13 protein-coding genes are annotated in these 12,223 nt (G+C 57.8%); 7 read left to right on the top strand and 6 right to left on the bottom strand.

All coding sequences use genetic code 11. The features are described from left to right. Nucleotides 1–102: 102 nt before the first annotated feature. On the top strand, nucleotides 103–810 hold the full coding sequence (locus AC2FJB_RS06075) for a thiamine diphosphokinase (protein ID WP_117869383.1): 708 nt from the start codon (nucleotides 103–105) through the stop codon (nucleotides 808–810). Here AC2FJB_RS06075 and AC2FJB_RS06070 read toward each other — a convergent pair. The 4 genes from AC2FJB_RS06070 to AC2FJB_RS06055 are packed head-to-tail and all read right to left on the bottom strand — an operon-like array spanning nucleotide 755 to nucleotide 4,231. After that, entirely contained in the window at nucleotides 755–1,669 is a 915-nt protein-coding gene (locus AC2FJB_RS06070) for a DMT family transporter (protein WP_496720269.1), read from the bottom strand. The genes AC2FJB_RS06075 and AC2FJB_RS06070 overlap by 56 nt on opposite strands. A gap of 45 nt (nucleotides 1,670–1,714) precedes the next feature. Then, complete coding sequence (locus AC2FJB_RS06065) at nucleotides 1,715–2,131, bottom strand: GFA family protein (RefSeq protein WP_496720271.1); 417 nt, start codon at nucleotides 2,129–2,131, stop codon at nucleotides 1,715–1,717. A 23-nt stretch (nucleotides 2,132–2,154) separates the two neighbouring features. Further along, on the bottom strand, nucleotides 2,155–3,528 hold the full coding sequence (locus AC2FJB_RS06060; RefSeq protein ID WP_117869380.1) for an L-serine ammonia-lyase: 1,374 nt from the start codon (nucleotides 3,526–3,528) through the stop codon (nucleotides 2,155–2,157). A gap of 1 nt (nucleotide 3,529) precedes the next feature. Next, nucleotides 3,530–4,231: a glutathione S-transferase family protein gene (locus tag AC2FJB_RS06055; RefSeq protein ID WP_299896009.1), complete on the bottom strand. Its 702-nt coding sequence runs from the start codon at nucleotides 4,229–4,231 to the stop codon at nucleotides 3,530–3,532. Nucleotides 4,232–4,398: 167 nt separating this feature from the next. Between AC2FJB_RS06055 and rpiA the strand changes: the two genes are divergently transcribed. The 6 genes from rpiA to AC2FJB_RS06025 all read left to right on the top strand — a co-directional run bounded on the left by rpiA (nucleotide 4,399) and on the right by AC2FJB_RS06025 (nucleotide 10,601). After that, on the top strand, nucleotides 4,399–5,187 hold the full coding sequence (gene rpiA, locus AC2FJB_RS06050; RefSeq protein WP_117869378.1) for a ribose-5-phosphate isomerase RpiA: 789 nt from the start codon (nucleotides 4,399–4,401) through the stop codon (nucleotides 5,185–5,187). A gap of 125 nt (nucleotides 5,188–5,312) precedes the next feature. Beyond that, nucleotides 5,313–6,671, top strand: a complete 1,359-nt coding sequence (gene gor, locus AC2FJB_RS06045; protein WP_496720274.1) for a glutathione-disulfide reductase — start codon at nucleotides 5,313–5,315, stop codon at nucleotides 6,669–6,671. Between the two features lie 72 nt (nucleotides 6,672–6,743). Beyond that, complete coding sequence (hflK, locus tag AC2FJB_RS06040; protein WP_117869376.1) at nucleotides 6,744–7,886, top strand: FtsH protease activity modulator HflK; 1,143 nt, start codon at nucleotides 6,744–6,746, stop codon at nucleotides 7,884–7,886. Continuing rightward, nucleotides 7,886–8,782, top strand: coding sequence for a protease modulator HflC (gene hflC, locus AC2FJB_RS06035; protein WP_117869375.1), 897 nt, complete (start codon nucleotides 7,886–7,888; stop codon nucleotides 8,780–8,782). Before hflK ends, hflC begins: the two co-directional genes overlap by 1 nt. Then, nucleotides 8,782–8,976, top strand: a complete 195-nt coding sequence (locus AC2FJB_RS06030) for a DUF2065 domain-containing protein (protein WP_496720276.1) — start codon at nucleotides 8,782–8,784, stop codon at nucleotides 8,974–8,976. Before hflC ends, AC2FJB_RS06030 begins: the two co-directional genes overlap by 1 nt. Before the next feature lie 110 nt (nucleotides 8,977–9,086). Beyond that, nucleotides 9,087–10,601, top strand: a complete 1,515-nt coding sequence (locus tag AC2FJB_RS06025) for a Do family serine endopeptidase (RefSeq protein ID WP_496720278.1) — start codon at nucleotides 9,087–9,089, stop codon at nucleotides 10,599–10,601. Between the two features lie 225 nt (nucleotides 10,602–10,826). Here the strand turns inward: AC2FJB_RS06025 and AC2FJB_RS06020 are convergent, their stop codons facing one another. Both AC2FJB_RS06020 and AC2FJB_RS06015 read right to left on the bottom strand, forming a co-directional pair. Further along, nucleotides 10,827–11,495: a Crp/Fnr family transcriptional regulator gene (locus AC2FJB_RS06020; protein WP_496720280.1), complete on the bottom strand. Its 669-nt coding sequence runs from the start codon at nucleotides 11,493–11,495 to the stop codon at nucleotides 10,827–10,829. 115 nt (nucleotides 11,496–11,610) lie between these two features. Beyond that, nucleotides 11,611–12,216, bottom strand: coding sequence for an inner membrane-spanning protein YciB (locus tag AC2FJB_RS06015; protein ID WP_496720282.1), 606 nt, complete (start codon nucleotides 12,214–12,216; stop codon nucleotides 11,611–11,613). Between the last annotated feature and the right edge of the window lie 7 nt (nucleotides 12,217–12,223).

Here is a 12,223-nt window from a genome sequence, read left to right as displayed (position 1 = left end):
CTACAAGAGCCCACTTACCCGGAATCGGGAGCACACGGAGGCTCTGAACTTTATGCATGAACCTATCATTTTGTGGTCTTAATGTGTCCAAATCCGGGAAAAATGGCCAATCTTAGGAAAAATGAACCAATTGTACGCTCTGCTGATCCAATCGGGTTGTTTGGGGGCGGTTATGTTGGTTTCGACGACCTGAATTTGGTGCTGAACCGCGTCACTTCAGTCGTTGCAGCGGATGGTGGGGCGGCAGTTCTGACAGAATCAGGTCGGATTCCGGACGCGGTCATCGGGGATTTCGATTCGCTGGACAACGCGTCGAAAGCGAAAATCCCGTCTGACCGGCTTTTTGCCATTCGCGAGCAGGACAGCACCGATTTCGACAAGGCCTTGCGCAATGTGCAGGCTCCGCTGGTTTTGGGGGCCGGTTTTCTTGGCGGACGACTTGATCATCAGCTTGCAGTTCTGAGCATACTTGTCAGACGTCAGGACCAGGCCTGCATTTTGTTGGGCGAGCATGAGGTGGTTTTTCACGCGCCTCCCCGAATCCGGCTGCCGGTTGCGCCTGGAGATGTGGTTTCCCTGTTTCCAATGCGCCCGGTAACGGGGCGCAGCACCGGGCTGGAATGGCCCATCGACGGCTTGCGGTTTCATCCGGACGGGCAGGTGGGTACTTCCAATCGCGCGCTTTCGGATGTTGAATTGCAGATGGATGGACCAGGCCTTTTGGTCATGGCTCCCCGCACTGCACTCGATCCGCTCATGCAGGTGTTTCTGTCGGGACAGTGCGAGCGGTGGCCCGTTCGCGAAGAATAACGTACAAACCGGCGGCGACTGTGATCATGATGCCAACCGCTGCCGGCCCGTCCGGCAGGTCGCTGAAAATTACCCAGCCAATCAGGGTTGCCACCGGGATTTCCAGGTATTGCATCGGGGCCAGCGTGGCCGAAGGTGCATAGCGCAGTGACCATGTCATCAGCAGATGCGCGACGGTCCCCAGAACTCCAATCGCGATCAGCAACCAATACATGTCGGGGGCGGGCAAGGCGGCTGACAGGTCCCAGATACCAAGCGGTGTTCCGATCACAAGGACAGGAACCAGCACCACAGTTGCCAGGACGCCAGACACCGCCTGCAAGGAAATCGGATCAGTTTCCTTGGCGATCTGGCGCGTGACCAGCATGAACAACGCAAAAACCACGGCAACGATCAAAGGCAGCAGAGCAGGTGCGCCGACCTCGGAAAAGCTGGGCTGGATAACCAGAAGTGTGCCGATGAAACCGACGATGCAAGCCACAAGGCGCCGCGCGCCGACCTCTTCGCCCAGAACGTATCTGCCCAGCAGCAACATGATGAAAGGCATGACAAAGGCAATGGCGATGGCGTCAGCCAAAGGCAGGAACTGCAGCGCGCTGAACATCGCAGCTATGCCGATGATGTGCAGCAGTGTGCGGATGACTGTCAGGCGCAGAATCCGCCCGCGCATCCGCCAGGGCCGGCCCGTCATCACCACAAGGGGGATGAGAATCAACGCTTGCACCGCGAAGCGGACAGCAACCAGCAGACCTAACGGAGTCGTCTCACCCAACAGCTTTGCCATCGCATCTCCCAAGGGTGCGAGCACGCAAAAACCTAACATCAAAAAGATGCCGAAGACGGGACGATCCTGAGTCATGAGCGCGACGCTATCTGCTTCGCGGCGCAGTGGAAAGGTCGAATGTCAGGCGTCCGGCAGGGGTTGAATTTTTGTGTAATCCGGCCCGGTGCAAGTGGGCAGACCGTCATCCAGGTGCAGCCAGCTCAGCTTTTCCTCATGAGACACGTGCAACGTGGGCTGTAACGCCTCTGGGGTCTCCAAAGTGGCTACATACAGGTGCATCACATCCGACATCTTGGCTGAACGGAATGAGATTGGGGTGCCGCAATGCGGGCAAAAACTGCGCTCGACACCGGGAGAAGAGTTGAAGCGTTTCGGCTCTTCTCCTATCCAGCGCCACTTTCCGTCACGAACTGCGAAATAGGTGGTCATTGGTGCAGCGCATTGGCGTCGGCAGCTGTCGCAATGACAGGTGACACAGGACAGGGCAGGAGTGTCAATCTCGTACTTGATGCTGCCGCACAGGCAATGTCCACGCATATCGACCCTCTCTTATTGCGGTCTCAGCAGTTCGGCACGTTCACGGCCAACCCGCCAAGTGAGGTTTCTTTGTACCTTTCGTGCATGTCATGACCGGTCTGACGCATGGTTTCGATCACTGCGTCCAGCGGCACGAAATGCTCACCGTCGCCGCGCAGGGCCAGCGATGCAGCAGACACCGCCTTGATGGCACCCAGTCCGTTCCGCTCGATACAGGGCACCTGAACCAGACCGGCGACGGGATCGCAGGTCATGCCCAGATGATGCTCCAATGCAATCTCGGCGGCGTTTTCAACCTGCTCGGGTGTGCCGCCCATAACGGCGCAAAGCCCGGCTGCCGCCATGGCTGATGCGCTGCCAACCTCGGCCTGACACCCCGCTTCGGCCCCCGAGATGGACGCATTGTATTTGACCAGCCCTCCAATCGCGGCCGCGGTCAGAAAGAAGTCTTCGATATGGCTCTCCGAGGCACCGGGAACGTGGTCCAGGTAATAGCGCAACACCGCAGGAAGAACGCCTGCCGCCCCGTTGGTCGGTGCTGTGACGACTTGCCCACCGGCGGCGTTTTCTTCGTTGACCGCCATGGCGTAGACGCTCATCCAGTCGTTGATCGTGTGCGGCGCGGTCAGGTTCATGCCGCGTTCGGCCATCAGCGCGTCATAGATACCCTTTGCCCTGCGGCGCACCTTCAGCCCGCCCGGCAGGATGCCGTCAGTCGTCAAACCGCGTTCGATACAGGCATTCATGACGTCCCACAGGCGGGCAGAGCCTTTGGCAAAACTGTCAGCACAGCCGCGCGCTATCTCATTGGCGCGCTTCATCTCGGCGATGCTGTTTCCACTGGATTTGGCCATATCCAGCATCTCCGCGGCAGACTTGAACGGGAACGGTACAGGCGCGCCTTCGTCGGTTGCTTTGCCCTCGGCCAGCTCTTCTTCGGTCAGGACAAAACCGCCACCGATGGAATAGAACACCTGACGCAGGATCACGTCCCCCTGCGCGTCTGTGGCCATCAGGATCATCCCGTTGGCGTGCCCCGGCAGGTTGGTGTCATAGTCGAAAACCAGGTCAGCTTTTGGGTCGAATTGAAGTGTCGGCAGGCCTTCGGGGGTAACTGTGTGTGTCTTGGCGATGTCCGCCAATACGGCCTCGGCCTTGCCGTTGTCGTAGGTGTCCGGAACAAAGCCGGCCAATCCCAGAATGGTCGCCCGGTCGGTTGCATGGCCAACGCCGGTAAAGGCGAGCGAGCCATGCAGCGAGCCCTTCAGACCTGCAAATTCAAATGGTGATGCACGCATCATGTCCAGAAAGCGAGCCGCCGCCACCATGGGGCCCATGGTGTGCGAGGAGGACGGGCCGATGCCCACTTTGAACATATCGAAGACAGAGAGGAACATGTCAGGTAGCTGAGCCTTCTAAGGGGGTAGCGTAAATAGGAGAGGTGTACGGTGTGGGTCCCAGACCCTCGGCCGCGATGGCTGCGAGGGTGGCAGGGCGCGTCTCAAGCTGTGCCAGGATGGTTTGCAGGGCCGGGGTGTCAGTCAGTTGATACCAACTGCGATCTGCCTTGGCCGGGTACAAGGCCATCCAGCGCATCATGCATGCGACGTAATAGGTCAGAACCGACGGACATTCTGCGCTGAACCAGATCGGCGCGTGTTTTGCCAGCGCGTCCAGCAGTTGCAGGTGTTGCTTTAAACGGGGTCGGATACCTGCACGCAACGTATCGGCCCGTGGGGGATCGATGTATTTCTCGGCGTAAAACAGAATGCGCAGATCGGCGTGCAGGGTATTGGACGCAAAGAACAACCATTTCAAAAACTCGGCGCGTTCGGGGGCTTCTGCCGCCGGGGCCAGTTGACCGTGGCGCTCGGACAGCCACAGCAGGATTGCCGCCGTTTCAAAGATCGGCCCTTGCGGAGTTTCAAGCACAGGGATCAGCCCGTTGGGGTTCAACGCCCGATACGCTACGCTGTCTTGTTCGTTTCGACGGCGATCGACCAGCACGGTTTCATAGGGCGCACCCATTTCTTCCAGCACCAGCCGGACCACCAGCGAGGCGTTATCAGGGGCATAATGCAGGCGGTATCGGGTCATCATGCGGGCAATCTATATGACAAAGATTCCTGCGGAAGACATGATTGCGACGTTTCCGATAGGAAACGCGCAGTTTTGAGACATCTTTGAACTTGCCGGACCGCAAATTGTGGTCGCAGTTGTGTGGTGCATTCCCTATAACACCGGCAGGCCAAACTGGGAAAGCTGCCATGACCGGAGAATTGTCGCCCATCGACACCGCAAAATTTGTGGCTGCATGCCGTGCCGCCGAGATGGTCGAGGACGGTATGCGCGTGGGTCTTGGAACGGGGTCTACAGCGGCCTGGCTGGTCCGCCGTTTGGGTGAACGGGTGCAGGACGAAGGCCTGCGGATCAAAGGTGTTCCCACGTCCACCCGCACCGCGCAACTGGCACGCCAAGTCGGGATCGAAGTCATTTCTCTGGATCAGGCCGGGTGGCTGGACATGACCATCGATGGCGCGGACGAATTCGATGGTGACCTGAACCTGATCAAGGGCGGTGGCGGCGCGCATTTGCAGGAAAAAATCGTTGCCACAGCCAGCGATCAGATGATCGTCATCGCCGATGCCGGGAAAGAGGTGGAAACGCTGGGTGCTTTTCCTTTGCCGGTCGAGGTTGTCCCCTTTGGCTGGCAAACCACACGGACACTGATCGAAGAAGCGCTGGATGCGATGGATGTGCTGGGAACCTCGGCGGCGCTGCGTATGAATGGAGAGGCCCCGTTCGTGACAGATGAAGGCAACCACATTCTTGACCTGCACCTACAGCGCATCGGCAATCCCCGTCAGATGGCCTTGATCCTCAATCAGGTTCCCGGCGTGGTGGAAAACGGCCTGTTTATCGATATCTGTGACAAGGTCGTCATCGGCCATGGAGACGGGCGGGTCGAACTGCGGGATATCAACGCGGGCACCCTTGAACTGGATCAGCTGTTGCGTGACTCTCGAGAAAACCTGTTTTCCGATCAAACGGACTGAGTTTCATGCAAGCTATTCGGACAAGCGTCGGTAAAAGGTCGAATAATCCGCGCCCGGGGGTTGGCACCGCGGTTTTCGCGCCCAGATATCCAGAGGAATTTGCAAGTTGAACGAAGGAAACCGGCATGAGCTTTGACTATGATCTTTTCGTCATCGGTGGAGGCTCGGGCGGGGTCCGAGCGGCACGTGTGGCGGCGGGTGAAACCGGTGCAAAGGTCGCGCTGGCTGAAGAAGACCGATATGGCGGCACCTGTGTGATCCGGGGCTGCGTGCCAAAGAAACTGATGGTCTTTGCCAGCGAATACTCGGGCATGGTTGAAGATGCAAAAGCCTATGGTTGGGACGTTCAGCCCGGCGCGTTTGACTGGGATACGTTTCACGGCAAACTCATTGCCGAACTGGACCGGCTGGAAGGAATTTATCGCAGCATCCTGAAAAACAACGGCGTTGAAAGCTTTGATCAGCGCGCGCGCCTGGTGGATGCGCACACGGTCGAGCTGACTGATGGCAGCCGGAAAACCGCCAAACACATCCTGATTGCAACAGGCGGTCGCCCGGTTGTGCCAGAGTTCCCGGGATCGGATCTTGCGATCACGTCGAACGAGATTTTCCATCTGGACAAGCTGCCAAAGAGTATTCTGATCGTCGGTGGTGGCTATATCGCCAGCGAATTCGCCGGGATCATGAACGGTCTTGGCGTCGAGACCACGCAATTCTACCGCGGTGCACAAATCCTGCGTGGTTTTGATGAAGAAGCGCGCGGGCTGATCTGCGAAGAAATGCGTCAGAACGGTATCGACGTTCGTCTGGGCACCAATGTGCTGGAAATGACTAGAGATGGTGAACAGATCCGCGTCAAGGCAACTGACGGCACCGAGGATCGTTTTGACGTGGTCATGTACGCCACAGGCCGTGCGCCGAATGCCGACAATCTCGGGCTGGAAGATCTGGGCGTCGAGCGTGGTCGCAAGGGTGAGATCGTCGTGGATGAATACAGCCAGACCGCTGTTCCGTCGATATATGCCATTGGCGATGTGACCGACCGGGTCAACCTGACACCCGTGGCCATCCGTGAAGGGATGGCTTTTGTAGAAACTGTTTTCAAAGGCAACCCGACACCTGTAGATCACGAGCTGATCCCAACCGCCATTTTCACGCAACCTGAATTCGGCACAGTAGGCCTGAGCGAGGAGGAAGCCTCGGCACAGGAACCGATTGAAGTCTATGCGACGTCGTTCAAGCCGATGCAGAAGGCGTTTGCCGGTGGAACGCAGCGGGTTTTGATGAAACTGATCGTTTCTCAGGCTACCCGTCAAGTTCTGGGCTGCCACATTGTGGCTCCGGGTGCCGGTGAGATGATCCAGCTGGCCGGAATTGCCGTAAAGATGGGCGCGACAAAGGAAGATTTCGATCGCACGGTTGCAGTTCATCCGGTGATGGCCGAAGAACTGGTAACAATGCGGCAACCTGTACGCACGGCTTGATTTGCAAGCGCGCGCACACACGTTACAAGGGAACCCGTGATCACACGGTCCAATACAAGGGAAAAGATACAAATGGCGGGCAACAGCGGCGGCCCCTGGGGGGGCGGAGGCTCATCCGGTGGCGGAGGAAATCGGGGTAACAACGGGGACGGGCGCAAGCCGCCCGAAGGCGACGGCCCGCAGATACCCGAGATCGACGAGCTGATGAAAAAAGGCCAGGAGCAGCTTCGCGTCCTTATGGGCGGTCGCGGCGGCGGTGGTCGTGGTGGCAGCGGTGGTCAGGGCGGCGGTGGCCCGGCCTTTACAAAGGGCACAATTGCGATCGGTCTGGTGGCGGCTGCAGTTTTGTGGGGCCTCGCAAGTTTTTACACCGTCAAACCCGAAGAACAGTCAGTCGAACTGTTTCTGGGCGAGTTTTCGGCTGTTGGAAATCCGGGTCTGAACTTTGCGCCATGGCCGTTTGTCACCGCCGAAGTCATTCCGGTGACCCGCGAACAAAACGAAGACATGGGCGGAGCGCGCGGCAGTGACGATGGCCTGATGTTGACCGGTGACGAGAACGTGGTCGACATCGACTACCAGGTCGTCTGGAACATCAATGACCCGGCCAAGTTCTTGTTCAACCTGCGCGATCCGCGACAGACAATCCGTGCTGTATCGGAATCGGCCATGCGCGAGATTATTGCGCAAAGTGAGCTTGCTCCGATTCTGAACAGGGATCGCGGTGTCATCGCCGACCGCCTTCAGGAGCTGATTCAGTCCACGATGGACAGTTACGATTCCGGCGTGAATATTGTTCGCGTTAACTTTGACAAGGCCGACCCGCCGCAGGACGTGATTGCCGCGTTCCGCGATGTTCAGGCTGCTGCGCAGGAGCGTGACCGTCTGCAAAACGTGGCCGACGCCTATGCCAATCGGGTTCTTGCCGAGGCGCGCGGTGAAGCTGCGCAGATTCTTGAAGAGGCTGAAGGGTACCGTGCTCAACAGATCAACAGTGCTCAGGGTGAGGCCAGTCGCTTTAGCGCGGTTCTGGAAGAGTATTCCAAGGCACCGGACGTGACACGCAAGCGTTTGTATCTGGAACGGATGGAACAGATTTTGGGTGACGTCGATAAGATCATTCTAGACCCGAGCTCGAGTGGGCAAGGGCAGGGCGTTGTGCCCTATCTGCCGCTCAACGAGCTGCGCCGAAGCCCTGCAGGGGAGAGCAACTGATGCGTAAGACGACATTTATATTGCCGATCGTTTTTATCGCGATAGTCGGCGTGCTGTCCTCGATCTTCATCGTGGACGAGCGCGAGCGTGCTCTGGTTCTGCAATTTGGCCGCGTTGTCGCTGTGAAGGAAGAGCCAGGTCTGGCGTTCAAAATTCCGCTTATTCAGGAAGTGGTGCGCTATGACGACCGCATCTTGTCCATCGACGTGCAGCCGCTGGAGGTCACACCTCTGGATGATCGTCGCCTCGTGGTTGACGCTTTTGCACGTTACCGGATTTCGGATCTGAACCAGTTCCGCCAGGCGGTTGGTGTTGGCGGTATCCCGGTTGCCGAAGATCGACTGGATCGCATTTTGCGCGCCGAAACCCGCGAAGTTTTGGGTTCGGTGTCCTCGCGCGATATCCTGAGTTCCGACCGCGCCGCGCTGATGCTGCGTATCCGCAACAGTGCTATTGCCGAGGCACGTGCGCTGGGCGTCACCGTGATCGACGTACGCCTGAAAGCGACCGACCTGCCGCAAGCCAACCTTGAGGCAACGTTCGACCGGATGAAGGCCGAGCGGGAACGTGAAGCAACTGACGAACGCGCGCGTGGTAACGAGGCCGCGCAGCGGGTTCGTGCGCAGGCCGACCGAACTGTGGTTGAACTAGTTTCGGATGCGCGTCGTGAGGCTGAAATCACCCGCGGTGAGGCCGACGCCGAACGCAACGCGATCTTTGCTGAAGCCTACGGTGCCGATCCGGAGTTCTTTGAGTTTTACCGCTCACTGACGGCCTATGAGAATGCGCTGCAAGGCGGCAACAGCTCGCTGGTGTTGAGCCCGGATTCAGAGTTCTTCAATTACCTTGGATCTCCTACAGGGCGGCCCGTGCCAGCGGCTCCGGCCTCTGAATAATGGGCATAATCCTTCTGGCCTTTGGGCTGGTATTGATCGTCGAGGGGCTGGCGTATGCGCTGGCCCCTTCGCTTATCGAACGGATGCTTGAAGCCTTGCGGGACATGCCCGAGCAAGCCCGTCGTCTCGCCGGATTGTTGTGTGTGATCAGTGGGCTGATCCTGCTTTGGGGCGCGCAACAGCTGGGCTTTTGATACAGCGGCTTCACTTGCAGGTGATTTCGTTGCGATCCCGAGTTGCTCGCCGGGTCAAACTGACTACATTGGTTGGTAAGAAAGGCCGTGTACACGCGGTTTTAGCGAGAATGTCGACAAGGAGAGCTCAAGTGCAGGCGAAAGCGCGCAGTGTATCCGTCCGGTGGGACGAAGTGAGTGTTTGGTTGCGGCTGATGTGGCTGGCTTTTGCCGGTTCACTGCTTTTGCTGGCCCAATCGGCCGCGGCTCAGGCCCGAGGCGAAAGCCTGGCGCCGCTGGCAGATAAAATCAGCCCGGCGGTGGTGAACATCACAACCAGCACCCTGATCGAGGGCCAGACTGGCCCGCAGGGCATAGTGCCCGAAGGGTCCCCGTTCGAGGATTTCTTCCGCGAATTTCAGGACCGCAACGGCGGAGATGACGACAACGCGCCGAGACGCAGTAACGCGCTGGGATCGGGGTTCGTGATCTCGGAAGATGGCTTTATCGTCACAAACAACCATGTGATTGCCGAAGCTGATGAAATCCTTGTGGAATTCTTCCCCGGCGATGGTCAGCCCAAGAAAGAGCTGGCGGCCAAAGTCATCGGAACTGATGAGAAGACCGATATCGCTCTGCTCAAGGTCGAGGCTTCGGGCCCGCTAAAATACGTGAAGTTCGGCGACAGCGACGTGGCGCGCGTCGGAGACTGGGTCATTGCGATGGGCAACCCGCTAGGGCAGGGGTTCTCGGTGTCTGCCGGGATTGTGTCGGCCCGTAACCGAGCGCTGAGTGGAACCTACGACGATTACATTCAAACGGATGCGGCGATCAACCGGGGCAACTCGGGCGGGCCCTTGTTCAACATGGACGGCGAAGTGATCGGTGTGAACACTGCAATCCTGTCACCCAATGGCGGTTCGATCGGCATAGGCTTCTCGATGGCGTCGAATGTCGTCGTGAAGGTTGTCGATCAACTGCGTGAATACGGCGAGACCCGTCGCGGTTGGCTAGGGGTCCGTATTCAGGACGTAACCGAAGACATGGCCGAGGCCATGGGGCTGGAAAAACCGGGCGGCGCGCTGATCAGCGATGTGCCGGACGGCCCCGCCAAGGAAGCCGGGTTGAAGGCGGGTGACGTGATCCTCAGCTTTGACGGCGTTGAGGTGGAAGACACGCGAGCTTTGGTACGTCAGGTTGGTGAAGCAGAAGTCGGCAAGTCCGTCAGAGTGATCGTGCATCGTGATGGCGGAACGCAAACCGTACTTGTGACGCTGGGACGCCGTGAGGATGCCGAACGCGCTGACAGTGGCGAGGAGGAACCGCAGGAAGCACCGGTTGACGAAAACGCGGATATTCTTGGCCTTACGATATCCCCCCTGACTGACACCCTGCGTGCAGATCTGGGACTGGATGTTGATGCAGACGGCCTTGTGATTACGGATGTCGATGAAGCATCTGAGGCCTATGCCAAGGGAATGCGAGCCGGTGATCTGATCACCGAAGCAGGCCAGCAAAAAGTGGAAACCATCGGGGATCTCGAAGCTCGTATGGAAGAATCGCGCGAAGCCGGTCGCAAATCTCTGCTGCTGTTGGTGCGCAGGGGCGGCGATCCGCGTTTTGTGGCGCTGAGCCTCGAGGACTAACGGAATAGGCCGGGAAAACCTCCCGGCCTTTTTCTTGGTCGCAGACCAAACCGGGCATCACCGATACGCCACAAAAAAATGAGCCATACGCAGATATTGCGTATGGCTCAGATACAGGGAGAGGTCAGTGGACAGATATCGGGGATGATTCTCTGACCTCCTACGGTAACAAACTCACCTTAGGTCAACGTGGGATCGATGTTCTGTGAACCAGATCACACCTGATCAAATAAGATCTGAATCAGCCAACTCTCGCAGGGCTTCAAAATCCTGGATCAGCACCCCCCCACGAGACGCTTCGACCATGTTGTCGCGTTTCCAGGTTGAGATGGTTTTGGATACGGCTTCGCGCGTGGCTCCGACAAATTCGGCCAACTCGCTCTGCGACAGGGTGATGCGCGCGGACGGGTCGTCCTGCAAACCCGACAGGTGCAGCAGCTTGCGAGCCAGTCGAATAGGCATGGGCAGAAAGACCTGTTCGTTCAATTGCGATCCCATCCATCGCATTCGCAATCCGGCCAGGCGGATCATATCTACTGCAAGATCAGGCTGTTGCCTTATCTGGTTCATAACGTCGTTGCGGCGTACGCGCAGTACACGTGACTGTTCGGCAGCCGCGATGGTCGCCGTCCGCGGTCCATTGTCGAACAATGCGATTTCACCAAAGACTTCGCCCGGGCGCATTAGGGTAAGCGTCAATTTGCGGCCGCTCATGGCCAGAAAGGAAACCTCTAACGTGCCTTCCAGAATGGCGTAGAGAGAGTCGCCCTCGTCGCCTTGTTCAAAAAGTATTTCACCTGGGGACAGAGAGATTTCGGTCGCCTGCGCCGAAAGCATTTCTCTGAGCCCGTCGGAAGCTTCGGAAAGGAAGCCGCTAGTGGGAAAGGCCGTCATGTATGCACCGATCTTGGGCAAAGTATGAGAGTGGGTGGTGGCACAACTTCCCATAGCTGAGCGCTCAAGCCAAGAATTTTGTTTGTTTTCGCTGGTCTGGCGGAAGTAAGGGCAGCTATTTCTGCTCGGGATCTTCCATATAGCGCTGAAGAATGCTGAATTGCAGCATCAGGAAGGCCATCAGCGCGATAGGAAAGCCGAAGGTCTCGATCTTGACCCACAGGTCCGTGGACATGGTGCGCCAGACGAACTCGTTTGCGGCGGCCAGAGCGGCAAAACACGCGCACAGCCGGCGCGTGAGTATCATCCAGCCTTCGTGCTTCATCGGCAGCATTTCATCCAGAACATAGGCCAGGTAGGATTTCTTTTGCATCAGACCGATGCCGAGAATCAGGGCGAACAGTCCATAGACAAGTGTGGTTTTCATCTTGAAGAACCGCTCGTCGTTGAACCAGGCAGTTAGGCCACCAAAGAAAATCACCATGAAGGCTGTGAATATCTGCATCCGGCTGAGTTTGCCGGTCAGATACCAAAGGACACCCATTGCCCCCAGCATCAGCGGGACGAAGATTATCGTGGCGATGATAAACCCGGAATATTCGATGCCGCCGATCAGAAAGCTGTCGTCGCGCAGGCGCAGGTAAATGAAGAAGAAGGCCAGCGGAGGGCCAAGTTCCAGAACCTGTTTCAGAAACGGATTGATGTCTTTTTTGCCTGTCATCTGTACT

This window comes from Ruegeria sp. CDSC085 (assembly GCF_059610465.1).
This window is presented reverse-complemented; position numbering and strand designations above follow the sequence as displayed.

Excerpts from the sequence above, each read along its gene's own strand:
- AC2FJB_RS06025 (WP_496720278.1), top strand. The coding sequence starts at position 9,087 with ATGTCGACAAGGAGAGCTCAAGTGCAGGCGAAAGCGCGCAGTGTATCC.
- hflK (WP_117869376.1), top strand. The coding sequence starts at position 6,744 with ATGGCGGGCAACAGCGGCGGCCCCTGGGGGGGCGGAGGCTCATCCGGT.
- AC2FJB_RS06030 (WP_496720276.1), top strand. The coding sequence starts at position 8,782 with ATGGGCATAATCCTTCTGGCCTTTGGGCTGGTATTGATCGTCGAGGGG.
- AC2FJB_RS06055 (WP_299896009.1), bottom strand. The coding sequence starts at position 4,231 with ATGATGACCCGATACCGCCTGCATTATGCCCCTGATAACGCCTCGCTG.
- AC2FJB_RS06060 (WP_117869380.1), bottom strand. The coding sequence starts at position 3,528 with ATGTTCCTCTCTGTCTTCGATATGTTCAAAGTGGGCATCGGCCCGTCC.
- AC2FJB_RS06065 (WP_496720271.1), bottom strand. The coding sequence starts at position 2,131 with ATGCGTGGACATTGCCTGTGCGGCAGCATCAAGTACGAGATTGACACT.
- rpiA (WP_117869378.1), top strand. The coding sequence starts at position 4,399 with ATGACCGGAGAATTGTCGCCCATCGACACCGCAAAATTTGTGGCTGCA.
- hflC (WP_117869375.1), top strand. The coding sequence starts at position 7,886 with ATGCGTAAGACGACATTTATATTGCCGATCGTTTTTATCGCGATAGTC.
- gor (WP_496720274.1), top strand. The coding sequence starts at position 5,313 with ATGAGCTTTGACTATGATCTTTTCGTCATCGGTGGAGGCTCGGGCGGG.
- AC2FJB_RS06020 (WP_496720280.1), bottom strand. The coding sequence starts at position 11,495 with ATGACGGCCTTTCCCACTAGCGGCTTCCTTTCCGAAGCTTCCGACGGG.
- AC2FJB_RS06075 (WP_117869383.1), top strand. The coding sequence starts at position 103 with ATGGCCAATCTTAGGAAAAATGAACCAATTGTACGCTCTGCTGATCCA.
- AC2FJB_RS06070 (WP_496720269.1), bottom strand. The coding sequence starts at position 1,669 with ATGACTCAGGATCGTCCCGTCTTCGGCATCTTTTTGATGTTAGGTTTT.
- AC2FJB_RS06015 (WP_496720282.1), bottom strand. The coding sequence starts at position 12,216 with ATGACAGGCAAAAAAGACATCAATCCGTTTCTGAAACAGGTTCTGGAA.